We start from the raw sequence: 24,793 nt of genomic DNA, 5'->3' as shown, positions 1-24,793 counted from the left end.
GCCTTCTCTTGGTCCGTCGTGCGTCCGGCGGCCGCCGCGAGGATCAGCGCGCCCGCCGCCGTCGCCTCGGTCCCCTGGCCCAGCGCCGTCAGCAGCACCGTCGCGGCCGGCGGGAGGGGACGTGCTGCGCCGATGACCGGGTCGAGGCCGCGCAGGCGGGGGTCGGGGCGGCCCAGGAGGCCCACCGGGGGCAGCTCGCCGCGGGTGATGCTCTCCACGGCGAGGGCGGTGTCGATGAGCGCCGAGCACTCGAAGGCGTTGCCGACGGTGCCCTTGGAACCGGTGACGGGCATCGCGCCCAGGCGCGGCGGTACGGTCTCGGCCTCGACGCGGTCCAGACGGACCGAGCCGGCGCCGTGCGCCCACCAGGCGACGGGCGCGGCGTCCTCGGCGGTGAGCACGGCCTCGACGGCGAGCCCCGCCGCCGTCGGCAGGTCCGCGGCGGCCAGCACCTCGCAGCCGAGGAGCCGGGCCCGGGCGGTGCCGGCCGCGACGTCGGCCCGTTCCAGCAGGACGGCGGCGGCGCCCTGTCCGGGCAGGGTGCCGGACCGTTCGGCGTCGAAGGGCCCGGCCCCGGTCGTGGCGCGGGTGCCGAACGGCTCGTCCTGGTCGGCGGCGGCCATGCCGGTGACCGTGAGCGGCGCCCCGACGCCGACCACCAGGACCCGGTCGAGTTCGCCGGACTCCAGCAGTCGCACGGCCAGCGCGAGCGCGCCCGTGCCGCCGGCGGCGGCCTCGCCGTAGGCCGCGACGTTGGAGCCGCGGAATCCGCTCGCCATGGACACGAACTGGCCGAGCTGGGAGGGGATACCGCGGATGTAGGAGTAGTCCGGCACCTCGTCGTGCAGGAACTTCACCAGCGGCCGGGAGTCGTGCCGGAACGCCGACGCGAGCTGCGGGATGACGTCGCTCAGTTCGTCGCCGCTGCTGGCGACGGCCATGACCGTGCCCGCGCGCACGTCCTCCGTCTCGCCGGTGATCCCCGCCTGCTCCAGGGCCTCGCGGGCCACGGCGACCGCCCAACGGGCCGACTGATTGGCGTACTTGGAGGCGTTGGCCCATGCCTTGCCGGTGGGCCAGACGATCTCCGAGGAGTCCACGGCCGCGGTCGGCCACGGCAGGCCGGCGCCGTCCGGGTGTTCGAAGAAGGTCTGGCCGGCGGCCATGGCCTCCCACAGCCGGGCCGTGCCCGGTCCGGCCGGGGAGATCACGCCGGTCCCGGTGACGACGATGCCGGGACGTTCACTCGCCACGACGGCCCCCGCTTCCGATGCCGCCCCACAGTCGGTAGCCGCCGTCGACGGTGAGGGTCTGGCCGGCGATCCAGGACGCCTCCTCCAGGCACAGCAGGGCGACCACGTCGGCGCTGTTCTCGGCCGTGGTCATCTTCTCGCCCGGCCACGGGGAGACGGCCAGTTCCTTGGCGACGCCGTGCGCGAAGTCGGGGCGCACCTTGAAGACGCCGGTCTGGACGAGGCCGGGGCGCACACAGTTGGCGACGATGCCGTACGGCGCCAGTTCGTAGGAGAGGTAGTCGGTCAGCGCCTCCAGGCCGGCCTTGGCCGCCGCGAAGAGGCCGGCCCGCGGGATGATGCGGGTGGTGGTGGAGTTGGTGATGGTGATGAAGCGGGCCCCCTGCCGTTCCCGCATCAGCGGGACGGCGTGCTTGGCCAGCAGCCAGGTGGCGCGGGAGTTGGTGTCCTGGACGAACTGCCAGTCGCCGAGGGTGGCGTCTTCCAGCCGGGTGAACTTGGTGGCGGCGGCGTTCTGGACGAGGATGTGCAGATCGTGGTGTATCTCGCCGATCTCCGCGAGCAGGTTCTCGATCTGTGCCGGATCGCTCAGGTCCGCGCGGTGCAGGGTGACTTCCGTGCCCTGCTCGCCCAGTTCCGCGGCGAGTTCCTTGGCGGGGCCCTCCCGGTCGACGTAGTTGACCGCCAGGGTGGCTCCCCAGGCGGCCAGTTTGCGGCTGATGCCGGCGCCGATGCCGCGCGAACCGCCGGTCACCAGGGCCACCCGGCCCTTGAGCGGCTGGTACTGACTGCTCATCAGTGTTCCCTTCCCGTCGTGGCGGCCGGGCGGGCGGCCCGCCGCAGCAGCACGACGCTCATCCGTCCGATGGCGTGGACCCGGTCGTTCTCGTCGAGGACCCGGCGGGTGGTCTCCACCAGGCCGAGCCGGTCGTCGATCTTTGCCGCTCGGTCCGTGCGGGTGGTGAACCAGAACGGCGTGTCCGGGTAGAGCGGTCGCACGAAGTCCCAGCTCAGCCGGCGCATGCCGACGATGGCCGCCGGGGAGCCGTGCTGGACCACCCAGCCGGAGGTGATCGAGTGGATGAATCCGCCGGGCACGATGCGCTGTCGGCGGTCCGTGCCGTGGGCGAAGTCGTCGCTGTCGTGCACCGGATGCCGCTCGCCCATCAGGTCGAGGAGCTGGTCGAGCAGCGCGCCGCCGAACACGAGGGGTCCGAACCGCCGTACGGGTGCTTCGGCCAGGTCCTCCCAGTACTTCACGGTCCCGCTCACCGCGATCGCCGTCCCGAGCCGCTGCGCATGACCATGCGGCCGCCGTCCACGGTGAACGTCTGGCCCTGGATGTAGTCGGCCTCGTCGCCGGCGAGGAAGGCCACGAGACCGCTGATGTCCTCGGGCAGGCCCCACCGGGTGCCGTCGCCGTCCGCGCCGAGCCGGTCGGCGACGGCCGCGGTCATCTCGGTGCGCACCTTGCCGGGTGCCACGCAGTTGACCCGGATGCCCTTGCGTCCGACCTCCACGGCCAGGGCGCGGGTGAGCGCTTCGATGCCGCCCTTGGAGGCGGCGTACGCGCTCTGTCCGGGGCCGGGTGTGCGCGCCGAGTTGGAGGAGACGTTGATGACGCGTCCCCAGCCCTGGTCGAGCATCGCCGGCAGGACGGCCCTGCTGGTCAGGAAGGGCCCGGTGAGGTTGGTCCGCAGGACCCGCTCCCAGCGGTGGGTGGGCGTCACGGCGAGCAGTTGGTCGTCGATGACGGCGGCGTTGTTGACCAGGACGTGCAGTGCGCCCTCCTGCCCGGTCACCCGCTCCACCAGGTCCTCGACCTCGGCCTCGTCGCCGACGTCCGCCCGGTGCAGGACGGCGCGTCCGCCGTCGGCCTCGATCTCCTTGACCACGCGGTGTCCGGCGTCCTGGGCGCTGTGGCACACCACGTGCACGGCCAGTCCGTCCGCGGCGAGCCGGCGGGCGATGGCCGCGCCGATGCCGCGCGATCCGCCGGTCACCAGGGCGACCCGGCGGGTCGCGGCCGGCTCAGGCACGGTCGCCCGCGGCCACGACGGCCACGATCGAGGCGACGCTGCGCCGGTGCCGGTCGGCGTCGGCGTTCCAGCCGTCGAGGTCGAACTCGACCCCGAACTGCCGGTTGATCCGGCGGGCGAGCTGGAGCAGGTCGAGCGAGTCGAGGCCCAGGTCCTCGACCACGGACTGGCCCGGCTCGACGCTCTGGTCGGCGAGGCCCGGCTTGACGTCCTTGATCAGATCGATGATGTCGTCGAGCGTGGCATTCGATGTCGTGGTCATCACGTTCCTCCGCGAGGGTGTCACAGTGGATTTGCGGCCGGTCTCGCGGGCCGCCGTAATCCATGCCAACAGAGCCGGGAACGGAACTGCAAGAATATCAGTGCGGGGGCCACCGGACACCGGCTCGAATATTGCAGGACGGCCTGGCGAAAACGGCTCGTTGACCACAGAATTTGTTCGTCCGCTTCTCGGACAGAATGAAGCAACCAACGGATGGCTGGATCATGAAAGAGTGGCAAGGTAAAGGTGGGTAAAGGCTTCTTGACCCTTCATGAAGGCGATTTATAGGGTTTCGTATCAGCACGGGAAAACGAACTCCGCAGGTCCAGGATCCATGAGGTCAGGGGGCAGTGGTGGGTCGCAGCAAGGCACCGGTTCCGCAGTCCGCGCACTACTACGAACTCGCCCAGTGGCTGCGTTCGCTGCGCGCGCGTTCGGGGCTCACATACCGGCGGATGGCGCAGCTGATCGAGGACGCCCGGATCGCCGGGCAGGGCTGTTCGGCGGTGACCCTGTCCCGTGCCGACCGCGGCACGGTCCTGCCGCGCCGTGACGTGGTGGAGGCGTACGCGCTGGTCTGCGGCGGCACCCGGCGCGACGCGCGGGTGCGCTGGGAGCGCGCGGCGCAGCGGGCCGATGCCGCGGACGGGGCGGGCGAGCCGCCGCTCGTCTCACGCCCGGGGCACCGGCCGGAATTCGTCTACCACCCGGCCCATCTGCTGGAGGCCATGCACCGATTACACCTGGACGCCGGCCGGCCGTCCCTTCGGGAAATGCAGAGGCGGGCCCGTGAACTCGGTGCGGGACCGCTGCCCCGCAGCACTCTGGCCGATGTGCTGGCGGGCCAGCGCATGCCGTCGGAGGAACTTCTCGTCGCATATGTGCGCGCCTGCGGTCAGCACGACGAAAAAATAGCGCTGTGGCGCAATGCATGGGCCCGCGCGCTCAGCTCCGGCAGGGCCGAGGCGCCGTCCTCTTTCTTTCGTTTCGGTAAACGGCATTCCGGGAGTCGCTGATTCACCGGGCTGAAATAACGCTGCGGGCGCGATAATTCGGTGTAAATTCAGGGTGTCCTCGCGGCCGTGGCGACGCTCCAGCCGAGCGGGGGAAGGGACACCGCGCCGGCGCCGGACGGGACGACCGCGTCGCCCGCGGCGTGCGTCCAGGGGGCTTCGGGCAGCGCGGCCGTGGCCGGTTCGGACCCGTAGTTGAGCGCGACGGCGACGGCGGAGCCGGTGTCGGGGTCGGTGAGGGTGTAGGAGAGCACGGCCTGGCCGACGGTGTGCAGGGCGCTCTGGGCGCGGACCAGCCAGGCGTTGCGGCGGCGGACGCCGATCAGGCTCTGGTGGAGCCGCTGGACGGGCAGGCCCTCGGTGCCGAGGCCCGAGGGCGTGGCGGGAAACGCGGGGCGGACGGCGTCGTCCCCGCCCTCGCGCTCCTCCTTCACACCCCGCCGGGCCCGTTCGTCGCCGGCGTAGACGGACGGTGTGCCGCCGACCGTGAACAGGACCGTGAGGGCGTGCGCCAGGTGACGGGGTTCGCGCAGCCGGCTGGCGATACGGGTCACGTCGTGGTTGCCGACGAACGTCTGCGGGGCGAAGGTGCCGAGCAGGGCGTTGTGGCGTTTGAGCGCCCAGGCCAGCTCGTGCGGGTTGGTGTCGTTCAGCGAGCTCCAGATCGCCTTCCACAGCTCGTACTGCGTGACGGAGTCAAGGCCGCCCTCGGTGACGTGTGCGGCGTAGTCGCCGTGGATCACCTCGCCGCTGAACCATGCCTCGGGGAAGCGCGCCCGGACCCGGTCGGTGACGGTGCGCCAGAAGGGCCGTGGGACGGCGTAGGCGGCGTCCAGCCGCCAGCCGGCGACGCCGCGGTCGAGCCAGTGCCCGAGGACATCGGTGACATGGTCGGCTACGGCGGGGCAGGCGTGGTTCAGCGCGACCAGACGGTGATGGCCCTCGAAGGTACGGAAGTCGTCGCCCTCGGGGACGAACCAGTCGGCGTACGGGGAGTCGGCGCCGCGCCGCGCCACGTCGGCGAACGGGCCGAAGGACCGGCCCACATGGTGGAAGACGCCGTCGAGCAGGACGCGCACCCCGCGGGCCGCGGCCCGTTCGACCAGCTCGGTCAGGTCGTCCTCGGTGCCCAGGCGGGGGTCGATCCGGAAGTGGTCGACCGTGTCGTAGCCGTGTGTCTCGGACGCGAAGACCGGCCCCAGCGCGAGGCCGTTGCACCCCAGGCCGATCAGATGATCCAGCCAGTCGGCCAGGGCCGGAAGACGGTGCCGTGGTGGCGCGTCGGGGGGCAGGGTGGCGCGCTCGGCACCGAGGAAGCCCAGCGGGTACACGTGCCACCAGATGGCGTGGTCGGACCAGGACACGGCAGCCTCCGTGCGTGTGGGGGGGATCTGCGGTCGGGCGGGATCAGGGCCGGTCGGGCGGGCGGAATCGGGGGCGGTCGGCCGGGTCAGGGGGCCGGGGGGCCTGGGAGGCGGGTGGGTGTGTCAGCGAGGTGTGCGGGTGTGTCCACCGGGCCGGTGGATGTGTCGGTGAGGCGTGTGGGTGTGTCGGTGAGGTGTGTGGGTGTCTCGGCGACGTGTGCGGGTGTGTCGGCGCGTCGGGTGGGCGAGTCGGCGAGGCGGGTCATCAGCCGGGCGGCCAGCAGCAGGACCTGGCGCTCGGTCTCGGTGAGGTCGGCGAGGGCGATGTCGAGCCATGCGTCGCGCTGTGCCATGTCGCGGACCAGCGCCTCACGGCCCTCGTCCGTCAGCTCCAGCACCCGTTGCCGCCCGTCGCGGTCGTCCCGGCTGCGCACGACCAGACCCTCGCGCTCCAGCTCGGCGAAGACCCGGGTCAGGGACTGCGGCTGCTGATGGTCGGCGGCGGCGAGTGAGCCGGCCGACATAGGGCCGTTGCGCAGCAGATGGCCGAGGACGCTGCTCTTGTTCAGGCTGAGGCCGTCCGCGGGGCGCTCCGCGCTCAGCCTGCGGGCGAGCCGGACGACGCCCTGCCGCACCTCCGTGGGCAGGGTCTGCTGCGCTGGTCGCTCTGACATCACAACGCTAAGGTATCACTTACTAAATTTCGAGTGGATGAACTCTCGACGGCCATGCTTCTGGCATCCTACCTGGCGGTGATTCTACGTGCTGCGTACTAATCCGGCCGCGTTGCGCACGGCGGTCCGCTTCGACCCCGGGTGGTGGCACCTGCGGGCGACGGCGGTGGGCGTGGTCACCATGCTCGGCACCTACGGCTGGTCGCTGTTCATCGAGCACGAGGCCGGGCTGCGCGTGGACAGCGTCGTGCAGGCCGTGGTGATCTCCGCGTCCTTCGGCCGCGTCCAGCTCGTCTTCGACCGGACCGACCGGCTCGTGGCCTGCGTCGTGCTGCCGTGCGCGGCGGCCGGCGCCACCGAGCTGAGCGCCCTGATCCAGCACCGTCCCGACGTCGGTGACGTGGTGTTCACCCTCGCGATGGCCGGATCGATCTGGGTGCGACGCTTCGGGCTGCGGGCGACCCGGGCGGGCACGCTCCTCGTCCTGCCGCTGACGGCCGTACTGGTGGTGCCCGGCGGGATCGCGGCCCTGGGCGGGCACGAGCGGACCTGGTGGGCGGCGGTGACCGCGCTGGTCGCGGTCGCCTGGGGGACCGCGGTGACCCGGGCGGCGCAGCGCACGAGCCTGGTCCGCAGGCCGCCGTCGGCCGCGGTGGCCGCCCCGGCCGCTCCTGCGCGCAAGGGCATGCGGGCGGGCACCAGGATGGCGTTGCAGATGGGGGTGGCGCTGGCCTGCGCGTTCGTCGTCGGGCGCATCCTGTGGCCGGACCACTGGGCGTGGACGGTGCTCACGGCGTTCCTCGTCTGCAGCGGCGCGCGCAGCCGTGGAGACGTCCTGGTGAAGGGCGTGTGGCGGACGGTCGGCGCCTCGGCGGGAACGGTCGTGGCCGGGGCCGTCGCCGGATCGTTCGGGCCCAGGTCGGATGCCGCGGTCGTGGTGATCTTCTCGGTGCTGGCCGTGGCCGGCTGGCTGCGCGAACTGAGCTATGCGTTCTGGGCGGGCTGTGTGACCGCCGTGCTGTCGCTGCTGTACGACTGGTTCGGGCAGGACTCCGGTGATCTCCTGGGCACCCGGCTCGCGGGGATCGCGGCCGGGGCCGTCCTGGGCCTCGCCGCGTCCTGGCTGGTGCTGCCGATCCGCACGTCGGCCGTGGTGCGGGCCCGGACGGCGGCGGCGCTGGCCGGGCTGGGCGAACTGCTGGAGGCCGACTGGCACGACACCCGGGCGATCCGCACGGCACGGGCCCGGTTCGCCCACCGAGTCGATCAACTGGTCGTCGCCACAGCGCCGTTGAAGGTCCTGGCCGCGTTGCCCGTCCCGAGGGTCCGGTCCGCACGGTGGCGGCCGGACCTCGGTCCGCTGCGCGTCGCGGCGGCGCTGCGCCGTTGCGCCGGGCCCGTGTCCCGCCTCGTCGCCGCCGTTGCCGCGGCCCCGGACGCGCTCACCGAGGACCCACGGGTGGCGTGGCGCCGTACGGAGGTCGCGGCGCACGCCCTGGCCGTGCGCCGCGCGATCGGCCGCCGCCCGGCGCCGCCGCCCAGCCCCTCCCGGCCGGCACCGCCGGCCACGGTCAGGCCGGCCGGACCGGAGGCGGAGGCGGTCACGGAGGCTCTGCTCGCCCTGTCCGGGATCGACACCCGACTCGACGCCCTCACCGCCGAGTTCGGCCCACCACCGACACCCACCGACGCGCTCGCCGAACCGGTACGGGGCCCGGCCGGCCGGGCGGCGGACCGTGGCGCATGACCGGGGTCAATCGGCGCACACGGCGGCCCACCCGTGCTCCGCGCCGACGTCTTCTGGAGCCCCTGTGACGGTCACCGCCGACGGGGGACGGCCGCGCGGAGGACGTCGCTCAGGCCGGCCTTGGGCATCACGCAAGGGCTCGCCATTCGGGAGCGAGGATCGCCCAGAGCTGCTGGTCGTACCGCACTCCCCCGTACAGCCATGCCTCGCGGCGTACGCCTTCGAGCGTCATGCCGAGCCGTTTGGCGACCGCGGCGCTTCGGTCGTTGTCGGCGCGGCAGTGCCACTCGGCCCTGTGCAGCCCGCGGACCGTGAACGCCCAGTCCAGCAGCGCGCCGCACGCCCGCGTGACCAGGCCGTGGCCCTCGGCTGACGGCTCCAGCCAGCAACCGATCTCGCACGAACCCGCGGTGGCGTCGAGATCGGTGAACATCACGCCGCCGACCAGCACGCCGTCCCGCCAGATGCCGCACAGGCGGGCGCCGTCGCCGGCCTGGCGTTCGGCGTACCGCCTGAGTGTGGCGCGCGCCCCGTCCAGGTCGTCGGTGACGAACGCGGGCCCGACCCAGGGGCGGATGTGCTCGCGGGCCCGGTCCAGATGCTCGGCGAACTCCTCGGCATGCCGGACCTCCAGCGGCCCGAGGCGCGCACCGTCGCACAGCGGCAGCGAGAACATGAGCGGCCTCCCCCTTCACCTGACAAGCGCGTTCACATGACGAGCGTGACGGCAATGTACCGCTCGGCACGGTCCCGGTGCGGGGGCGCCGGGTGCCGTTCGCGCAGGCCCGTGTGACCCACCGGGCTCCGCAGCACGCAGGCGGTGCCGGCGCACCGCGATCAGAGCGGGGCGCCTGGCCAGGCAGATGCCCGTCAGGCGCCCCTTCGGTCCGCAAGTCCCTGTTCCTTGCCCACCACTACCGGAGGGCGACGATCACGATGGCTCCGTTGTCGAAGCGGTCGTCGAAATCGCGGACGAATCGGTGGTCAAATCGATGGTCGAATCGGTGGTCGAAGCCACGGTCAAAACCGTGGTCGAAGCCGAAGCCGTGGTCGAAGCCGAAGCCGCGGTCGAAGCCGTGATCGAAGCGATTGTCGAAGCAGTCGCGGTCGAAGCACCGGTCGGTAGTCACACGGGTGTGCACGGTGGGTGTCGCCGCGGCGGCGGTGCCCGTCGCGCCGATCGCGGCGCCGCCGGCCACCAGGACGCCCGCCGCGGACGCCGCGACAAGACGCATCACGTGGTGCGCTCGCATGATGGATACATCCTTCTTTTCGATCGCATGTCGCATCGAAGACGCCGCGGCACGGGAAGCGGCCGACCAGGCGGCGCGGCCCGCGCCGCGGCCTCTGGTTGTGGTACGGGGGCGCCGCCCATTTGGATTGGGTCGTACCTCTCCGTGACGCATGGATGCGGTGCGTGGCGCTCCGCTGCGGGGAGGCCGGCCCTGGACCGGCACAGGGGCACACTGGAGGTACGGGGAACCATATGAGGAGGACATCGTGGACTTCGATGTGATCGTGGAGATCCCCCAGGGCTCCCGCAACAAGTACGAGATGGACCATGTCCTCCATCGCATCCGGCTGGACCGGATGCTGTTCACCTCCACCCAGTACCCGGCCGACTACGGGTACATCGAAGGTACGCTCGGCCGCGACGGCGACCCGCTGGACGCCCTGGTCCTGACCGGTGATCCGACCTTCCCCGGGTGCGTCGTCGAGTGCCGGGCGGTGGGCATGTTCTGCATGAAGGACGAGGCAGGCCCCGACGAGAAGGTGCTGTGCGTGCCCGCGCACGACCCCCGGTACCACGCTGTCCAGGACATCGCCGACGTACCCGAGTTCGACCGGCTGGAGATCACACACTTCTTCGAGGTCTACAAGGACCTTGAGCCGGGCAAGTCGGTCGAGGGCTCGCACTGGGAGGGCCGGGACGCGGCATACGCGGAGATCGGCATGGCACGCGAACGCGCCGCCGAGGCCCCTCGGTAGGCCCACACCCCGGGCCGCCCTGGCGATGGGGCCGGTGAGGATGCCCCGCGTAGCCCGCGCGGGGGCCATGCTCCTTTATCGGTGGTGGCCGGGCGTGCCGGTGCTGCGGCGGTGTGCGGCCGTGCCGGTGCGGCTGGTGTGTGTGGTCCGGGTCGTCGTGAGGCAGGCGACGGCGGCGGCGAGGGAAAGACCGACCACCGCGGCGGGGAGCACGGCGACCGCCCACCGGTCCGGCGCGTGCTCGGGCCACGCGACCGCCCCGAGGGCCACGACGGCGGCAGCGGGCCCGAGGCCGATGAGCAGGGCGACGACGGTCCGGGCACGCGCGGTTCCGGACGCCTGCTGCACGCGGCCCAACTCCGCCCAGCCGCGCGCCGATTCACCTGCCTCGCGGCGGCGCTGCACGACCGCGCGTACCCGCAGGCCCGCCGTGAGGACGGCGCCGGCCACCGCCGCGGCACAGGGCACCCACCACGACGGCGAGACGAACAGCAGTGCCGCGACGATCCCGCTCGTGGTCCAGCCGCTGACGCAGGCCGTCGCCGCGCCGCGCCGGGACACGGGCCGGTCGGCTCCCGCGCGCAGGTCGGCGAGCGCCGGCAGGTACCAGACGGCGCCCGCCACGGTCACCGCCGCGAGTCCGAGGGCGAGAACCGCTTGGGGCATGGGCTACCTCGCCTCCTCGAACGCGACGATCTCGGGGTGGTGCAGGTCGAACGCCGGGGACTCGCTGCGGATGCGCGGAAGCCCGGCGAAGTTGTGGCGCGGCGGCGGGCAGGAGGTCGCCCACTCCAGCGAACGGCCGTACCCCCAGGGGTCGTCGCCCTGCACGGGCGTGCCGTACTTCGCGGTCTTCCAGACGTTGTAGAAGAACGGCAGGATCGACAGGCCGAGCAGGAACGCCCCTACCGTGGACAGGGTGTTGAGGGCGGTGAAGCCGTCGGCGGCCAGGTAGTCGGCGTACCGGCGGGGCATGCCCTCCGCGCCGAGCCAGTGCTGGACCAGGAAGGTCAGGTGGAAGCCCACGGTGAGCGTCCAGAAGGTGATCTTGCCGAGGCGTTCGTCGAGCATCTTGCCGGTGAACTTGGGCCACCAGAAGTGGAATCCGGCGAACATCGCGTACACGACCGTGCCGAAGACGGTGTAGTGGAAGTGGGCGACGACGAAGTACGAGTCGGAGAGGTGGAAGTCCATCGGCGGTGACGCGAGGATCACTCCGGTCAGGCCGCCGAAGACGAAGGTGATCAGGAAGCCCGTGGTCCACAGCATCGGTGTCTCGAAGGACAGGGAGCCCTTCCACATGGTGCCGATCCAGTTGAAGAACTTCACCCCGGTCGGTACCGCGATCAGGAAGGTCATGAAGGAGAAGAACGGCAGCAGCACACCGCCGGTGACATACATGTGGTGCGCCCATACGGTCACGGACAGGCCGGCGATGGCGATGGTCGCGGCGACCAGGCCCATGTAGCCGAACATCGGCTTGCGGGAGAAGACCGGGACGACCTCGGAGACGATGCCGAAGAACGGCAGCGCCAGGATGTACACCTCCGGGTGCCCGAAGAACCAGAACAGGTGCTGCCACAGCAGCGCTCCGCCGTTGGCGGCGTCGAAGACGTGGCTGCCGAACGTGCGGTCGCACTCAAGGGCGAACAGCGCCGCGGCCAGCACCGGGAACACGATCAGCACCAGCAGTGCGGTCAGCAGCACGTTCCATGTGAAGATCGGCATCCGGAACATCGTCATGCCCGGCGCGCGCATGCACACGATCGTGGTGATGAAGTTGACCGCGCCGAGGATCGAGCCGAAGCCGGACAGCGCCACGCCCATGATCCACAGGTCGGCGCCGAGGCCCGGCGAGTGGACGGCGTCCGACAGCGGGGCGTACAGGAACCAGCCGAAGTCGGCGGCACCGTCCGGGGTGAGGAAGCCGAAGGCCGCGATCGACGAGCCGAACAGGAACAGCCAGAAGGCGAGCATGTTCAGCCGCGGGAAGGCCACGTCCGGCGCGCCGATCTGCAACGGCATGATCCAGTTGGCGAAACCGGTGAACAGCGGCATCGCGAACATCAGCAGCATGATCGAGCCGTGCATCGTGAACGCCTGGTTGAACTGCTCGTTCGACATGATCTGCAGACCGGGCCGGGCCAGTTCGGCGCGCATGAACAGCGCCATCACCCCGCCGACGATGAAGAACACGAACGCGCTGACCAGGTACATCGTCCCGATCTTCTTGTGGTCCGTGGTCGTCAGCCACTCCGTCCACGACGGCCGTGCGGCCATCGCCCTGTCTGTGCGGCCGGACGTCGCCGCGGACGCGGAGATCACCGCCGGCTCCCCCGACCGTTCGGTCCCCACCTGTTGTTGCTGCGTCTCGTCCACCGGACGGTGTCCTCCCCTTCTGCCATCGGACGGCGAACCGGGAAGTGCCATGGGTGCGGGTGTCAACCTGGCCTTCCCGGCCGCCGCCTCATGATCGCCGCAGGGGCACCCGGGGCTGATAGGGCCGAACAGCCCCGGATCGGCGCTCGGGTGGGGCCCAACGGGCCCTCCTCACCCGGCGGCGGGCGCGGGCAGCCCGGGGGCCCGCGGGGTGCCGGTGCCGTCCGGTCCGTACCCGAACCGGATCAGCATGTGCGGATGGCACCGCTTGTGGTGCGGCGGGGCCGTCGCGGCCCGCAGGTCGGGCCATTCCATGGCCTGGTGCAGCAGTGAGGTGCGCAGACCGTGGGCGGTCGCCGTGAGCAGTACGTACTGCAGCGCCTGCCCGGCCCGCAGCCAGTCGTCCCTGCGGTCGTGCGGCGTCCACAGCAGGGCCAGTTGGACGTGGCGTTCGAACCACACGGCGGGCCGGGGGACGAGGCGCAGCGGTCCGGTGAAGTCCCGCATCGGTATCCGCCTGCCCGCGTCGGACGGGCCGAGGGCGGTGAGGGGAATGCCGTAGGGGGTGTCCGCGCCCGGGGCGTTGATCCAGGCGAGGGTTTCGGCCGTGCGTGCCGGGTGGGCGTGGTTGCGTGTCTCGGCCGCGGCGGTCAGGCGCAGCAGCCGTCGCGTACCGGCGATGTCCGGTATGTGCAGGCGGGCGGCCGCGGCCTGCGCGGCCGCCGCCATCTCCGCCACGATCGGCTCGGGCACCGGGCGTCCGGTGAACGGCATCCGGCTCGTGTGCCGTCGTGCGATGGCCTCGTGCAGACCGCGGTCCAGGTGTTCCTCGTCCGTGCCGAGCGGATCGGTCAGCCGTACGGCGGCCAGCAGGCCGGGTCGGTGCGGGTCCGGCAGCAGCCGCACCTCAGCCCGCCGGCCCAGGTGCACGGCGGCGAGCCGGAGGTTGAAGACGGCCGCGCCCACGGACAGATACTGGGCGCGGTGCGTCGGATCGGTCAGCGGCAGGGTGCGCCCCGGCAGGGAGTGGACCTGCAGCACCTGGCTGTCGGGGTCCACGCGGAAACGCCAGGGCTGGGTGTTGTGGATCGACGGTGCCGCGACGGCGGCCGCGAGCAGCGGCTCCACGGTGGCTGGGTCCAGCACGGCTCGGGCGCGCATGATGCCTCCTGTTTCTCGGTGAACGGCCACTCCCCCGCGTCGTGCCGCCGGGGGGCGCGCAAGGGTGCGGGGCACCCCCGCCGGTGAGCGGAGGTGCCCCGGTGGGGAGGGCGTGCGGCCCTCACAGCAGCCAGCGGTTGCGGCTGACGAGGGGCAGCCGCGCCCATGCCCTCCCCAGACCCCAGGTGGCGCCGGCGCCCGCGGCGGCGAGGGTGATCAGGACGACGGCGTAGATCACGTGGTAGTCCGCGAACGGGTTGGTCGACATGCTCGCCGAACCGTCGGACAGGTGCTTGGCCGGCGGCCACTCCGCGATCCACATCAGCGCCATCATGGCGGTGCCGGCGAGCGCGGCGAGCCGCAGGCCGATGCCCGCGATCAGGGCGAGGCCGATGCCGAGCAGACCGAGCATGAACAGCCAGTCCGTCCAGGCCGCTCCGGCCCAGTCGTGGAAGGTGGACCTCATGGGTCCGGCCGCGACACCGCTGAGGAATCCCTCGGCGGGTGAGCCGCCGTCGATCCAGCCCTTGCCGGACGGGGTCGCGTAGCCGAGGCCGAACGTCTTGTCCAGGAACGCCCACAGGAAGACGAACCCGGTCAGGATGCGGAGCCCGGCGAACGCGTAGGCGCGGGTGGCGGTCGCGGCGGCGGTCGTCTCGTCGGTGGCGGGAGCCGTTGCCGCCCTGCGTGGGGACGGGAAGCGGAATACCCGGTGCGGGTGGGGTTGGTCGTGCACGGCCATGGTGCTCATCCCTTCCGAAGGGTGTGTCACGCAGGATGGGGGCGACTCTCGTTGCGCCTTCAATGTCCCGCGCCGTCGACACCCGTGCTAAGGGGCTGCTGGTCCCGGCTCACGGGCCCGAACGTCCCGCGCTCCGGTACCTGTTGGCAGCACGCCTTCCGCTGCGCGGCACCGGGGAGGGGGGACATCACGGCTTGCGCGCGCACGAGGATCGACGGGGGCGTGGGACGGCGGGGCGGCCGGCCGTCGGCGGGGAGGCGGGCAGTGCGCGAGCGGCGACCCGTCACGGGACTCGCCCCGGCCGGGCCGTGGACCTGGGCGTCGGCGGACGCCCAGGTGGTCCTGGGCGCGGGCCGGGGATGCCGCCGTGCCGCAACCCGCCGACCGGTCACGGGACCGGCGCGGCGCGCCGCAGGATCGGGAGTTCCCACTGGATGGCCCGCCGGGCCCGCACCGCGTGCACCGCCGTCCCGCTGGCCGTGCTGCTGCCCGGCGATGGGCCGATTGCCACCGGCCCGTCCCGCTGGGCGACGCGGGTGGCGAACTGCGGGACGGCATCGAGCCCGAGGGCGTAGGGCCGCGCACGCCGGACGGCGACGACCACCGAACGGCGGCCCCCGCCAAGGCGCGGCGGCCCCGGCACCCCCGCACCCCCGCACCCCGCGAACAGCGGCGGCACGCCTCACGTCCACACATCCGGCGCAATGCCGCGGTGAGTTCGGGCCACGCCAACGGCCTGACGCCGCCAAGAGTCCCCAAGCACACACCGCCGACCCGATGCCGCGGCGAGCTTCAGGCACCCGCCGGCCCGATGCCGCTGTGCGTTTCGGGTGCTCCGCTTCGGAGCCGGTCGTGCGGGAAGGGGAGCGCGCTCTGGAGTCAGGCGGGTGGAAAGGGGCTCACCTTCCGGGGGTCAGGCGGGCGGTGATTGTTTTGGGGCGTTGGTACTCGGGCAGGGCCAGTGTGCTCAGGTCGGTGCCGTGACCGGAGGCCCCACGGCCGCCGTGCGGGAGTTCGGCGGTCTGCACCAGGTGGCAGTTCAGCCATGCCTCCCCCGCGTTCAGGCGGCCGGCGAGATCCAGGCCCGTGCTCAGGTCGCGGGTCCACACGCTCGCCGCCAGTGCCTGCGGCACGGAGTTGGCGAGCGCCACGGCCGCGTCCGGGTCCGCGGCCCACTGCACGGTGAGCAGCGGTCCGAAGACCTCCTCCACCACCGCCGGGTCGTCGTCGGGGAGGTCGGCCAGGATCCGGGCGGGCCGCCAGAAGCCGTTCTCCTCGCCGGGCCCCGGCGCGATGTCGGCGGCGATGTTCCGGCCGGCGGCGGACGCCCCCACGATGCCGTCGTGACGGGCCAGCTGGTCCGGGTTGTTGAGCGGTCCGAAGTCCCGTCCCGCGAGGCGGTCACGGGCCGCGGCGGCCAGGTGTTCCACCGTCCGCTCGTAGTTCTCCCGCAGGGTGATGACCCGGGCGGGCGCGGCACAGCTCTGCCCGGCGTTGTAGGTGCAGGCACGGGCCAGTTGGACCCAGGTGTCGTCGGGTGCGTCCGGCAGGACCAACACGGGTGCGTTGCCGCCCAGTTCGAGACTGACCCGGCGCCCGGCGGCCCGCGCCGCGACATCGGCCCCGGCCGCCGCGCTGCCGGTGAACGCGACCATGTCGATGTCGGCCTCGACCAGCAGCCGGCCGGTCTGCCGGTCGCCGGGCAGGGCGCTCAGGACGTCGGGGCCGAGCGCTTCGGCGGCGTGCTCGGCGAGGAGCCGCAGGCTGTCCGGGGTGGTCTCGGCGGGCTTCGCGACCACCGTGTTGCCGGCGGCGAGGGCCGGGGCGCACCGCCAGGCGGCCATCATCAGCGGGTAGTTCCAGGGCACGACGACGCCCACGACCCCGAGGGGTTCGAAGCGCACCCAGCTCTCGTGGCCGTCGACCAGCCGTCCGGCGGCCGGGGCGGACTGTGCGCGGACGGCGGAGGCGTAGAACCGGAAGAGGTCGGCGACCTGTGCCACCTCGCCCGTGGTCTCACCGGCGGGCTTGCCGGTGCCGGCGGCCTCCTGAGCGACGTACGCGTCGGCGTGCTGTTCCACCAGCGCGGCCAGCCGTTCCAGCCGCCGGGACCGCTCCCTGGGGGTCAGGCCGCGCCAGCCGGGCAGGGCGGCGCGGGCGGCCGCGACCGCCGACCGCACCTCGCTCTCGCGCGCGACGGGGGCGCTGCCCCGGTCCCGGCCGGTGCGGGGGTCGATGAGAAGGGTGTTCACGAGTCGGTCGTCTCCTCGGTCCGTTCGCGGAGGTTCACAGGTCGTACGCCCGCAGCCACAGCTCCAGGGTGAGCACCAGCCACAGCTTGCCGCCCTGCCGGGGCAGCAGCGTGCCCGCGCCGCGCAACCAGGTGCGGACGGTGTCCGGCCGGAACAGCCCCCGCCGTCGCGCGGCCCGGCCGAGCAGCAGGTCGCCGCCCAGTTCGCGCAGCGGCCCGTTCAGCCACTGCTGCACCGGAACCCGCATCCCGCTCTTGGGCCGGTCCACGACGGTGGCGGGCAGCAGGTCCCGTACGGCCTCCTTCAGCACCCACTTCTCCGCCGTGCCCCGGAGTTTGAGCGCGGGCGGGGTGGCGAAGGCGTGGTCCACCACGCGCCGGTCGAACAGCGGGGCGCGGCCCTGGAGTTGCTGGGACGCGGTCAGCCGTTCCACCTTGGTGAGGATGTGATGGGCGCCCTTGGTGCGCAGATTGCAGTGGAGCAGTTGGTTGAGGAGGTGGGTCATCCGGTCCGGGCCGGTGAGGTACGGCTCGACGAAGCGCTGCGGACGCGGCGCCCGCTCCAGTGCGGACAGCGCGTCGGCGGTCAGCAGGTCGGGCAGGTCGGTCCAGCACTTGCGGTAGGAACGCAGATAGGCGGTGGCCCGGTCCTCGTACCAGGGCGACTCATGCGCTCCCGGAGTCCCGGCGTGCATCTCCTGAACCAGCATGGGGAGGTTCTTCGGCCCGCCGAACACCGGGTCTCCGCCTTCCCCGTTGAGCACGGTGCGCAGCCCGTCGCCGGCGACGGCCTCGGCGAGCATCAGGTTCGGCACGGTCAGCGGGTCGCCGACCGGGCTGTCGAGCAGGGCGGCGGTGTCGGCGAGCCGGGCGGCGACCGCCGTGCCGGACACCGTGAGCACCCGGTGCCGGGTGTGGCAGTGGGCGGCGACGAGACCCGAGTAGCCGAGTTCGTTGGGCAGTTCGTCGCCGAAGCTGATGGAGTAGGTGTGCACGGGGTGGCTGTGCAGCTTCGCGGCGAGCGCGGTGACGAGGGAGCTGTCGATCCCGCCGGACAGCAGGACGCCGACGGCCTCGGCGTCGGGCAGCCGCCGTGCGGTGGCCTCTTCGAGCAGGGCGCGCAGGGTGAGCACGTGGTCCTCGGATCCGCCGGCCGGCCCGTCGAGCCGTTCCCGGGGTTCCCAGTGCACCGTCTCGGTCACGGTGCCGTCGGCCGCGAGCCGCAGCACCCGGCCGGGCAGCACTTCGCGCACGCCCTCCAGCAGCGTCTCGTCGCCGGGCAGATAGGCGAAGGTGAGGAAGGAGCGTACGGCGGACAGGTTCATGCGGGTGCCCAGCGCGGGCCAGCGGCGCAGGGCGCGCAGCGAGGTGGCGGCCGCCCAGGCGCCCGCGGCACGGGCGTAGAAGAGGGTGCGGGCGCCGACGTGGTCGCGGATCAGCACGAGGTCGTCGCCGTCGAGGACGGCGAGCGCGAACATGCCCTCGGCCAGCGCGACACCGGGCGCGCCGAGCCGGGCCCAGCAGCGCAGCAGCAGTTCGCCGTCGGCGGTCCCGGGCGGGGCGGGGGCGCCGTCGGCGGTGAGGGCGGCGAGGAGTTCGGCGCGGTTGTGCAGGGTGACCTCGCCGACGGCGCGCATCCCGTGCGCGTCGAACGGCCCCTCGGCGTGGCCGGGTTCGTCCCGCACGAGCGCGAGTCCCGGCGCGACGGCCGGGGCGCCCATGGCGGCGAGGTGCAGGTCGGCCGCGCCGGGCCGGCCGTCGGCGGGGCCGCCTCCCGGCGCGAGACAGACGCAGAAGCGCGCCATCGCAGGTCCTTTCCTGTTGCCGCGTGCCCGGATGTCCGGGTACGCGCGTCCTTCCGTCGGGCCGAGGGGCGGGCGGTCACCCGAAGTCGTCGTCGCTCCAGCCGCCGCCGTCGTCGCCCCAGTCCCCGCCGTCCCAGTCGGCGTCGCTGCCACCGTCGCCGCCACCGTCTGTGCCGCCTGCGTCACCGCCGCCGTCGCCGCCGGATGACGAGGCCCGCGCCTGCTGGCGCAGCTCTTCTTCCTCCTCCGGGGTGAGGCTGAGCGGCGGCAGCTGGGCGGCGGTGACGGCGAGGGACGCCACGCCGATGCCGACGAGGACGGCGCCCATCCGGCCGCCGAACGACGTCCGGTTGATCATGAGGGTTTCGCCGCGTCCCCACAGGGTCCGGCCATAGCCGAGGTCCCGCCCGTAGGTCACCGTGCCGTCGGCGAGCGTGCGCTTGACGATCTTGTCGCCCAGCAGTTCGTCGGTGCCCGTGCCGCCCTGGTCGTCGCGCCAGTGCACCGTGCCGGCCCGGCCGCGGCGACGCCATTCCTGCCGGCCGTCCTCGTAGGTGCGGTGGACGCTGCGGTCGGCGAGCAGTTCGTCCGTGTAGCCGATTTCGCGTGGGCGGATCATGCGCTTCGGTCCTTGGGTCTGCGGTGCTCGGGCATACGGTCCTCAAGGCGGGGTCGGGTCAGGCGTGGGTGCGGGGCCGGGCCGTACATCGCGGCAGATCACGCGTCGGGCCAGGTCAGAAAGCCGGCGGTGCGCAGCTCGCGCAGTTCGCCCCAGACGGAGTGCCGGGCCGGCCGGGGTCCGCGGGTGAGCCGCAGCACGGCGCGCAGCAGCCGCGCCGGCGGTACCGCGGCGACCTCGGCGAACCGGCCGTCGGCGAGCCAGTCGACCTCCGAGGGTCTGAGCCCGCGCGGCACGGGTCCGAGCGGCGGCACCGGGCCAGGGCGGCGCCCGGACACCAGGCGCAGCGCCTGGACGTGCCGGGGCACAAGACCGAGCGAGACGACCCGGACGGGCACCGGGCCCAGTGCCTCGCGCACCCGCGCGGGCAGGGCGATCCCGGCGGGGCTCGCGTCGTGCAGGACGTGCACGGTGGCGTCCTCGGCCCGCTGGAGGGCCGCCACCAGACGGGAGTCGAGCGGCAGATCGTCCGTCGCGCTCAGCACGGGACAGGCCGCCTCCAGATGCACATGGTTGGCCAGCAGCATCCGGGCGATGGCACGGTCCTGGCAGATCAGCAGCCGGGGCAGTCCGTACGCGTACAGGTCGGGCTCGTGCGCGGGCCCGCCGAGCGCGCGGCCCGCGGGCGGAGCGGGCAGCAGTCCGGCCGGCTTGCTGCCGTGCAGCACCTCGGTGAACCGGGACAGTCTCAGCGGCGGGGCCGGACTGTACGGGATGCGGCGCACCGGCGCGGGTGTCGGGCGCAGCACCCGGCAGGTCTCGTAGTACAGCTGCCGCTCGGTGAAGCGGAGGCCGCCGGGGGAGGCGGCGCGGCGTGCGGCGACGGTGATCGCCCGCTCCAGCAGCAGCCGGCCGGCCGGGCCGGTGGATCGCGTGGCCGTCGGCATGTCAGGTTCCGTCCTTCGTCAGCGGTGGTTCAGCGGGCCGCGGCCAGCTCATGAAGCCGACCGCGGCGGCCGGTTGCCGCTGCGGGCCGGCGGCGCCGCGGGCCTCCCGGACGGCTCGCTCGACGGCCGCGGCCAGCAGGGCGGGCGGGACCGCGGCGATCGGGCTGCGCCAGCCCTGGGTCAGCCATCGCGCCTCCTCGGGTGCGGTCCGGGCGATCCGTGCCAGCCAGGGCGGCGTCTTGCGCAGTGCCTCCGTGGGCGGTTCCTCGTGGAGTTTCACGGCCGCGCTGTTGCCGACGACCGCCCGCACCGGCAGCCCCGCGTCCACGACCGCCCGCGGCGGCCGGCTCGCGCGGGCGTCGGCGACCAGCTGGAGCCCGCGCAGGCTCGCGTCGTGGAGGACCACGACGGGTCCGGTCCCGGAGAGTTCTTCCAGGCCGGCGGCGAGCGTCAGGTTCAGCCGCCGGGGAAGGCCGTTCGCCGACAGGAACACGCGGACGGCACGGTCCGGGCAGAGCAACTGGACCGGGTCCGGCTCCGGTTGCCCGCCGGTGTGCCGCGCCGTGCCGGCGGCCGGCTCCCGGTACGTCTCGTCGTCGACGACGGCGGGCGGCAGGCTCCCGTACGCCTCGACCCAGCGCACGCACATCATCGCCCGGAAGTCCCGCAGCGAGGGCGACAGATAGGCTCCGGCGCGGCGCGCGGGACGGTACGGCTTGCCCTTCGCCACCACGTACACGACGGCTGCCGCGGCCGCGCCCGCCCACCAGAGGAGGCCGGCGAGGGACCCCTCTTCGACCAGGAACGCGAGCGCCACGAGACCGGCGACGAGGACCATCGCCACCGAGCGGCCGACCCACGCGGGGCGTCCGCTCGCCGGGGCCGCCGTCCAGGTGCGGTTGGCGTTGCGGGCCAGGTACCACAGCTGGGTGACGGTGACCTGCCGGCGGCCCCCGTCGGTGGCCCTCTCGGCGACGCGCCGGATGCGGATGTCGTGCATGCCGCGGCCGTGCACCTTGGGATCGAGGGCGAAGGCGCGCCCGCAGCGGGCGCACACGCTGCCCGCGCGTTCCTTGCGCGGCAGGGACGCCTGGCAGTGGGGGCAGATCATCCGCCCTCCCGCGGCCAGGTCATGAATCCGACGTCGGCGGCCCGCCGCCGCTGTGTGTCGGCCGCGGCGCCGGCCCGCTCGACGGCCCGGGAGACGACGGCCAGCAGCTTGGCGGGCGGCACCCCGACGAGCGGGAACCCCCACCCCTTGGCCAGCCACCTCAGCTGGTCGCGGCTGAACTCCCCGCTGTCGCGCAGCCGGGCCATGACGGTCGGTCCCGGCGGTTCGCCGCGCACGGACACGGCCCGCGCGAGACCGTGCACGGCGCCGAGCGGAAGTCCGACGTCGACGACCGGGCGCCCCGGCTGCGCGGTGCGGACGCGGCGGGCGAGCAGCAGGCCGCGGGCGTCCGCGTCGTGGAGGATCAGGACGGGGCCAGCGCCGGGTGCGGCGGGCAGGGCGGCCGGGTCGGCCACGAGGGTGAGCCGGTGACGGGCGGTCAGGCCCGCCGCGTCGAGAAAGACGGCGACGGAGCGGTCGGGGCAGACCAGCACGAGCCCGTCGGACGGGATGGCCGGTGCCGGGCCGGTCGCGTCGTGCGCCGGTACGGCGCCCGGGGACGGGTAGCGGCCGTCGTCGATCACGCCGGGCGGCAGCGAGCCGTAGACGCTCTTCCATTCCGCCAGCGGGCCGGTGCAGAAGTCCGTCCGGGTGAGCCGGGGACGGCCCCGGCCGACGCCCATCGCCCGCGCGATCACGAAGCCGAGCGCCGCGAGCAGCAGCAGGCCGCCTATGACGCCGAACGCCATGACCTCCGAGCCCGCGGCGATGAACAGGGCGATGGCGCCGAAGACACCCAGCACGATGGCGCAGCCCGTGTCGACCTGGCTCGCCCGCAGCGACTTGCGCGCCAGGGCATACCACAACTGGCCCGGGGTGCAGGGCAGTCGGCCGTCCTGGGTGAGCCGGGCGACGATCCGGCGGACCCTGAGGTCGTGCAGGCCCAGCGGGTTGGTCTTGGGGTCGAGGGCGTATCTGCGGCCGCACGTGCCGCACGTGTTGCCGGGCCGTTCCTTGCGCAGCAGGGACGTCTCGCAGTGCGGGCAGATCATCGACGGCCCTCCAGTTGCTGTGCGATCCGGCGCAGTCGGGCGGCCAGCCGCTCGCGCACGGTGGTGACGCCCGGTCCCCGCGCCTGCTGGACCCGCTCGATGTCGCGCAGGGCGGCGGCGAGTTCGAGGTAGTCGGTGCGGGCGAGGGTGCTCGTGCCCGGGTGCGGCCCGGCGCCGCCGTACTCCCCTTGGGCCGCCCTGCGCTCCGCCTCGGGCGCGGTGATCGCGTAGTCGTCGTGGTCGATGCCGTAGCCGGTGTTGGCGGCCAGGATGGTCAGCGGGGCGGTGTCCCGGTTGGCGAAGGAGTGCGGCATCATCTCCGGGATGCGGATCAACTCGCCCGGGGCGAGCGGGACTTCGGTGACCCGGCCGCGCTCGTCGTCGTACAGTCCGCAGGCGGCGTACCCGAGGCTGAGGACGTAGTGCTCTCCGCCGTGCGCATGCGGGGTGAAGGCGCTGCGCGGGCCGACGATGCCGAGTTTGACGGTGGCGTTGGAGGGACGCTCCGGGGACGTGGCGGCGTCCCCGACGAGATAGTGGGCGAACTGCCCGTCGTCGATGAACCGGAGCAGGTCCCGCTCGGGTCCCAGGTCCCGGGCGCCGTCACGGTCGCCGAGGAGGACGGAGCCGTCGGATCGCAGCCGGTACAGCCGCACACCGCGCGGCAGCCTGGCCCACCCTCCCCGGCCGTCCTCGACGGCCGGTGTGCCCGGGGCCGTCCTGCCTGCCGAATCCTCACGCGAGCTGCCGGACAACCGCGCCTCCCCCATGTGCCGCCCACGAACGCAAGCGCATGGTAGTCCGCTGATCCAGAACGCGGCGAGGTTGCCCGGGAACCAACGGCCGACACGCGGCCGAACACCGGGTGAACGGGAGCCCGGCAAGGGAAGGGCCGACCGTGCGGCCAGGGGTGGTTTTCGGCCAAGGGTGGCCGTAAGGGGACCAGTAGGCGGAGACACGGCTGTCGGGGTGCGTAGTTGATCAATAACCTTGTGACCGCATGCCGTGACTCACTCTAGGAGCCCCATGTCCACCGCTCAGCAGGTACCCGACATACTCTCACCCGAGTTCGCCGAGAATCCCTACCCTGCCTACCGAGTGATGCGGGAGAGCGCGCCCCTCATCTGGCACGACGTCACCCAGAGCTACATCATCTCGCGCTACGAGGACGTGGAGCGCGTCTTCAAGGACAAGAACGGGGAGTTCACCACCGACAACTACAACTGGCAGATCGAGCCCGTGCACGGCAAGACGATCCTGCAGTTGAGCGGTCGCGAGCACTCCGTACGGCGGGCCCTGGTCGCACCGGCCTTCCGCGGCAGCGATCTGCAGGAGAAGTTCCTGCCCGTCATCGAGCGCAACTCGCGTGAGCTGATCGACGCCTTCCGGCACACGGGCTCCGCGGACCTGGTCCACGACTACGCGACCCGTTTCCCCGTCAACGTGATCGCGGACATGCTGGGCCTCGACAAGGGCGACCACGAGCGGTTCCACGGCTGGTACACGTCGGTCATCGCCTTCCTGGGCAACCTGTCCGGTGACCCGGCGGTCGCGGCGGCAGGTGAGCGCACCCGGGTGGAGTTCGCCGAGTACATGTTCCCGATCATCCGGGAGCGCCGTCAGAACCTCGGCGACGACCTGCTGTCCACGCTGTGCGCCGCCGAGGTCGACGGCGTGCGGATGAGCGACGAGGACATCAAGGCGTTCTGCAGCCTGCTGCTCGCCGCGGGCGGTGAGACCACCGACAAGGCGATCGCCAGCATCTTCGCCAACCTGCTGGCGCACCCCGAGCAGTTGGCGGCCGTCCGCGAGGACCGCGCGCTGATCCCCCGCGCCTTCGCCGAGACGCTGCGCTACACCCCGCCCGTCCACATGATCATGCGGCAGTCGGCGACCGAGGTCGCGCTCAGCGGGGGCACCATACCGGCGGGCGCCACCGTCACCTGCCTGATCGGCGCCGCCAACCGTGACGAGGGCCGGTACGCCGACCCCGACCGGTTCGACATCTTCCGTGACGACCTGACCACGACGACCGCGTTCTCCGCCGCCGCCGACCATCTGGCGTTCGCGCTCGGCCGGCACTTCTGCGTGGGCGCGCTGCTGGCGAAGGCGGAGGTCGAGATCGGCGTCGACCAGTTGCTGGACGCGATGCCGGACGCCCGGCTGGCCGACGGATTCGACCCGGTGGAGCAGGGCGTGTTCACCCGGGGCCCGCAGTCGCTGCCGGTGCGCTTCACACCCCACACCGCCTGAGCCCACCCGACTCACACCCCACACCGGCTGAGCCCGCCCGGCTCACACCACACCACCGCACCGCCTCAGGCTCGGACCGCACACCGCCACACCGCCACACCGCTGACGGATCAGGCCATGTGCCGCCGCGCC

The 24,793-nt window shown here is 73.0% G+C and carries 25 protein-coding genes; 4 read left to right on the top strand and 21 right to left on the bottom strand.

Features of this window, described 5'->3' with window-relative positions; all coding sequences use genetic code 11:
• The 5 genes from AC27LF_RS31420 to AC27LF_RS31400 all read right to left on the bottom strand — a co-directional run.
• Positions 1–1,253, bottom strand: a 1,253-nt coding sequence (locus tag AC27LF_RS31420; protein WP_479661984.1) for a beta-ketoacyl synthase N-terminal-like domain-containing protein, incomplete at its 3' end; no start/stop codon positions are given.
• Positions 1,243–2,049 (bottom strand): SDR family NAD(P)-dependent oxidoreductase, encoded by an 807-nt coding sequence (locus AC27LF_RS31415; protein WP_479661983.1) that lies wholly within the window; start codon positions 2,047–2,049, stop codon positions 1,243–1,245. The genes AC27LF_RS31420 and AC27LF_RS31415, both read right to left, overlap by 11 nt.
• Positions 2,049–2,525, bottom strand: a complete 477-nt coding sequence (locus AC27LF_RS31410) for a MaoC family dehydratase (protein WP_479661982.1) — start codon at positions 2,523–2,525, stop codon at positions 2,049–2,051. The genes AC27LF_RS31415 and AC27LF_RS31410 overlap by 1 nt, the downstream gene beginning before the upstream one ends.
• Positions 2,522–3,292 (bottom strand): SDR family NAD(P)-dependent oxidoreductase, encoded by a 771-nt coding sequence (locus AC27LF_RS31405; RefSeq protein WP_479661981.1) that lies wholly within the window; start codon positions 3,290–3,292, stop codon positions 2,522–2,524. Before AC27LF_RS31405 ends, AC27LF_RS31410 begins: the two co-directional genes overlap by 4 nt.
• Entirely contained in the window at positions 3,285–3,554 is a 270-nt protein-coding gene (locus AC27LF_RS31400; RefSeq protein WP_479661980.1) for a phosphopantetheine-binding protein, read from the bottom strand. The genes AC27LF_RS31405 and AC27LF_RS31400 overlap by 8 nt, the downstream gene beginning before the upstream one ends.
• A 353-nt stretch (positions 3,555–3,907) precedes the next feature.
• On the opposite strand from AC27LF_RS31400, the gene AC27LF_RS31395 reads away from it, so the two are divergent.
• The gene (locus AC27LF_RS31395) at positions 3,908–4,570 is read left to right on the top strand and encodes a helix-turn-helix domain-containing protein (protein WP_479661979.1); all 663 of its coding nucleotides are present in this window, start codon (positions 3,908–3,910) and stop codon (positions 4,568–4,570) included.
• A 47-nt stretch (positions 4,571–4,617) separates the two neighbouring features.
• On the opposite strand, the gene AC27LF_RS31390 is transcribed toward AC27LF_RS31395, so the two are convergent.
• Positions 4,618–5,931 carry an alpha-amylase family protein gene (locus AC27LF_RS31390; protein ID WP_479661978.1) on the bottom strand — a complete coding sequence of 438 codons (1,314 nt, stop codon included), beginning with the start codon at positions 5,929–5,931 and terminating at the stop codon, positions 4,618–4,620.
• Between the two features lie 86 nt (positions 5,932–6,017).
• Positions 6,018–6,605, bottom strand: a complete 588-nt coding sequence (locus AC27LF_RS31385; RefSeq protein WP_479661977.1) for a MarR family winged helix-turn-helix transcriptional regulator — start codon at positions 6,603–6,605, stop codon at positions 6,018–6,020.
• 88 nt (positions 6,606–6,693) lie between these two features.
• Here AC27LF_RS31385 and AC27LF_RS31380 point away from each other — a divergent pair, with 88 nt between their 5' ends.
• A complete protein-coding gene (locus tag AC27LF_RS31380; protein ID WP_479661976.1) occupies positions 6,694–8,352 on the top strand; it encodes an FUSC family protein in 1,659 nt (552 codons plus the stop codon).
• 127 nt (positions 8,353–8,479) lie between these two features.
• Here AC27LF_RS31380 and AC27LF_RS31375 read toward each other — a convergent pair whose 3' ends face one another.
• Entirely contained in the window at positions 8,480–9,028 is a 549-nt protein-coding gene (locus AC27LF_RS31375) for a GNAT family N-acetyltransferase (protein ID WP_479661975.1), read from the bottom strand.
• Between the two features lie 238 nt (positions 9,029–9,266).
• The gene (locus AC27LF_RS31370) at positions 9,267–9,641 is read right to left on the bottom strand and encodes a hypothetical protein (protein ID WP_479661974.1); all 375 of its coding nucleotides are present in this window, start codon (positions 9,639–9,641) and stop codon (positions 9,267–9,269) included.
• A gap of 211 nt (positions 9,642–9,852) precedes the next feature.
• On the opposite strand from AC27LF_RS31370, the gene AC27LF_RS31365 reads away from it, so the two are divergent.
• Positions 9,853–10,341, top strand: coding sequence for an inorganic diphosphatase (locus AC27LF_RS31365; RefSeq protein ID WP_479661973.1), 489 nt, complete (start codon positions 9,853–9,855; stop codon positions 10,339–10,341).
• A gap of 75 nt (positions 10,342–10,416) precedes the next feature.
• On the opposite strand, the gene AC27LF_RS31360 is transcribed toward AC27LF_RS31365, so the two are convergent.
• The 12 genes from AC27LF_RS31360 to AC27LF_RS31305 all read right to left on the bottom strand — a co-directional run bounded on the left by AC27LF_RS31360 (position 10,417) and on the right by AC27LF_RS31305 (position 23,163).
• Positions 10,417–11,007, bottom strand: coding sequence for a hypothetical protein (locus AC27LF_RS31360; RefSeq protein WP_479661972.1), 591 nt, complete (start codon positions 11,005–11,007; stop codon positions 10,417–10,419).
• Positions 11,008–11,010: 3 nt separating this feature from the next.
• Positions 11,011–12,663: an aa3-type cytochrome oxidase subunit I gene (gene ctaD, locus AC27LF_RS31355; RefSeq protein ID WP_479661986.1), complete on the bottom strand. Its 1,653-nt coding sequence runs from the start codon at positions 12,661–12,663 to the stop codon at positions 11,011–11,013.
• Between the two features lie 228 nt (positions 12,664–12,891).
• Entirely contained in the window at positions 12,892–13,881 is a 990-nt protein-coding gene (locus AC27LF_RS31350; RefSeq protein ID WP_479661971.1) for an Acg family FMN-binding oxidoreductase, read from the bottom strand.
• 121 nt (positions 13,882–14,002) lie between these two features.
• The gene (locus AC27LF_RS31345) at positions 14,003–14,623 is read right to left on the bottom strand and encodes a hypothetical protein (protein ID WP_479661985.1); all 621 of its coding nucleotides are present in this window, start codon (positions 14,621–14,623) and stop codon (positions 14,003–14,005) included.
• Positions 14,624–15,011: 388 nt separating this feature from the next.
• Positions 15,012–15,227 (bottom strand): hypothetical protein, encoded by a 216-nt coding sequence (locus AC27LF_RS31340; protein ID WP_479661970.1) that lies wholly within the window; start codon positions 15,225–15,227, stop codon positions 15,012–15,014.
• 295 nt (positions 15,228–15,522) lie between these two features.
• Positions 15,523–16,875 (bottom strand): aldehyde dehydrogenase family protein, encoded by a 1,353-nt coding sequence (locus tag AC27LF_RS31335; protein ID WP_479661969.1) that lies wholly within the window; start codon positions 16,873–16,875, stop codon positions 15,523–15,525.
• A gap of 34 nt (positions 16,876–16,909) precedes the next feature.
• On the bottom strand, positions 16,910–18,679 hold the full coding sequence (locus tag AC27LF_RS31330; RefSeq protein WP_479661968.1) for an asparagine synthetase B family protein: 1,770 nt from the start codon (positions 18,677–18,679) through the stop codon (positions 16,910–16,912).
• A 76-nt stretch (positions 18,680–18,755) separates the two neighbouring features.
• Positions 18,756–19,298, bottom strand: a complete 543-nt coding sequence (locus tag AC27LF_RS31325) for a hypothetical protein (RefSeq protein WP_479661967.1) — start codon at positions 19,296–19,298, stop codon at positions 18,756–18,758.
• Positions 19,299–19,396: 98 nt separating this feature from the next.
• Entirely contained in the window at positions 19,397–20,245 is an 849-nt protein-coding gene (locus tag AC27LF_RS31320; protein WP_479661966.1) for a hypothetical protein, read from the bottom strand.
• Between the two features lies 1 nt (position 20,246).
• The gene (locus AC27LF_RS31315; RefSeq protein WP_479661965.1) at positions 20,247–21,356 is read right to left on the bottom strand and encodes a hypothetical protein; all 1,110 of its coding nucleotides are present in this window, start codon (positions 21,354–21,356) and stop codon (positions 20,247–20,249) included.
• Positions 21,353–22,408 (bottom strand): hypothetical protein, encoded by a 1,056-nt coding sequence (locus tag AC27LF_RS31310; RefSeq protein ID WP_479661964.1) that lies wholly within the window; start codon positions 22,406–22,408, stop codon positions 21,353–21,355. The genes AC27LF_RS31315 and AC27LF_RS31310 overlap by 4 nt, the downstream gene beginning before the upstream one ends.
• Positions 22,405–23,163 carry a cupin domain-containing protein gene (locus AC27LF_RS31305; RefSeq protein WP_479661963.1) on the bottom strand — a complete coding sequence of 253 codons (759 nt, stop codon included), beginning with the start codon at positions 23,161–23,163 and terminating at the stop codon, positions 22,405–22,407. The genes AC27LF_RS31310 and AC27LF_RS31305 overlap by 4 nt, the downstream gene beginning before the upstream one ends.
• A gap of 271 nt (positions 23,164–23,434) precedes the next feature.
• On the opposite strand from AC27LF_RS31305, the gene AC27LF_RS31300 reads away from it, so the two are divergent.
• On the top strand, positions 23,435–24,661 hold the full coding sequence (locus AC27LF_RS31300) for a cytochrome P450 (protein WP_479661962.1): 1,227 nt from the start codon (positions 23,435–23,437) through the stop codon (positions 24,659–24,661).
• Positions 24,662–24,793 lie beyond the last annotated feature (132 nt).

It is taken from the genome of Streptomyces diversicolor (assembly GCF_057537855.1).
This window is presented reverse-complemented; position numbering and strand designations above follow the sequence as displayed.

Excerpts from the sequence above, each read along its gene's own strand:
- AC27LF_RS31415 (WP_479661983.1), bottom strand. The coding sequence starts at position 2,049 with ATGAGCAGTCAGTACCAGCCGCTCAAGGGCCGGGTGGCCCTGGTGACC.
- AC27LF_RS31400 (WP_479661980.1), bottom strand. The coding sequence starts at position 3,554 with ATGACCACGACATCGAATGCCACGCTCGACGACATCATCGATCTGATC.
- AC27LF_RS31385 (WP_479661977.1), bottom strand. The coding sequence starts at position 6,605 with ATGTCAGAGCGACCAGCGCAGCAGACCCTGCCCACGGAGGTGCGGCAG.
- AC27LF_RS31375 (WP_479661975.1), bottom strand. The coding sequence starts at position 9,028 with ATGTTCTCGCTGCCGCTGTGCGACGGTGCGCGCCTCGGGCCGCTGGAG.
- AC27LF_RS31370 (WP_479661974.1), bottom strand. The coding sequence starts at position 9,641 with ATGCGACATGCGATCGAAAAGAAGGATGTATCCATCATGCGAGCGCAC.
- AC27LF_RS31360 (WP_479661972.1), bottom strand. The coding sequence starts at position 11,007 with ATGCCCCAAGCGGTTCTCGCCCTCGGACTCGCGGCGGTGACCGTGGCG.
- AC27LF_RS31350 (WP_479661971.1), bottom strand. The coding sequence starts at position 13,881 with ATGCGCGCCCGAGCCGTGCTGGACCCAGCCACCGTGGAGCCGCTGCTC.
- AC27LF_RS31345 (WP_479661985.1), bottom strand. The coding sequence starts at position 14,623 with ATGGCCGTGCACGACCAACCCCACCCGCACCGGGTATTCCGCTTCCCG.
- AC27LF_RS31330 (WP_479661968.1), bottom strand. The coding sequence starts at position 18,679 with ATGGCGCGCTTCTGCGTCTGTCTCGCGCCGGGAGGCGGCCCCGCCGAC.
- AC27LF_RS31325 (WP_479661967.1), bottom strand. The coding sequence starts at position 19,298 with ATGATCCGCCCACGCGAAATCGGCTACACGGACGAACTGCTCGCCGAC.
- AC27LF_RS31320 (WP_479661966.1), bottom strand. The coding sequence starts at position 20,245 with ATGCCGACGGCCACGCGATCCACCGGCCCGGCCGGCCGGCTGCTGCTG.
- AC27LF_RS31315 (WP_479661965.1), bottom strand. The coding sequence starts at position 21,356 with ATGATCTGCCCCCACTGCCAGGCGTCCCTGCCGCGCAAGGAACGCGCG.
- AC27LF_RS31310 (WP_479661964.1), bottom strand. The coding sequence starts at position 22,408 with ATGATCTGCCCGCACTGCGAGACGTCCCTGCTGCGCAAGGAACGGCCC.
- AC27LF_RS31300 (WP_479661962.1), top strand. The coding sequence starts at position 23,435 with ATGTCCACCGCTCAGCAGGTACCCGACATACTCTCACCCGAGTTCGCC.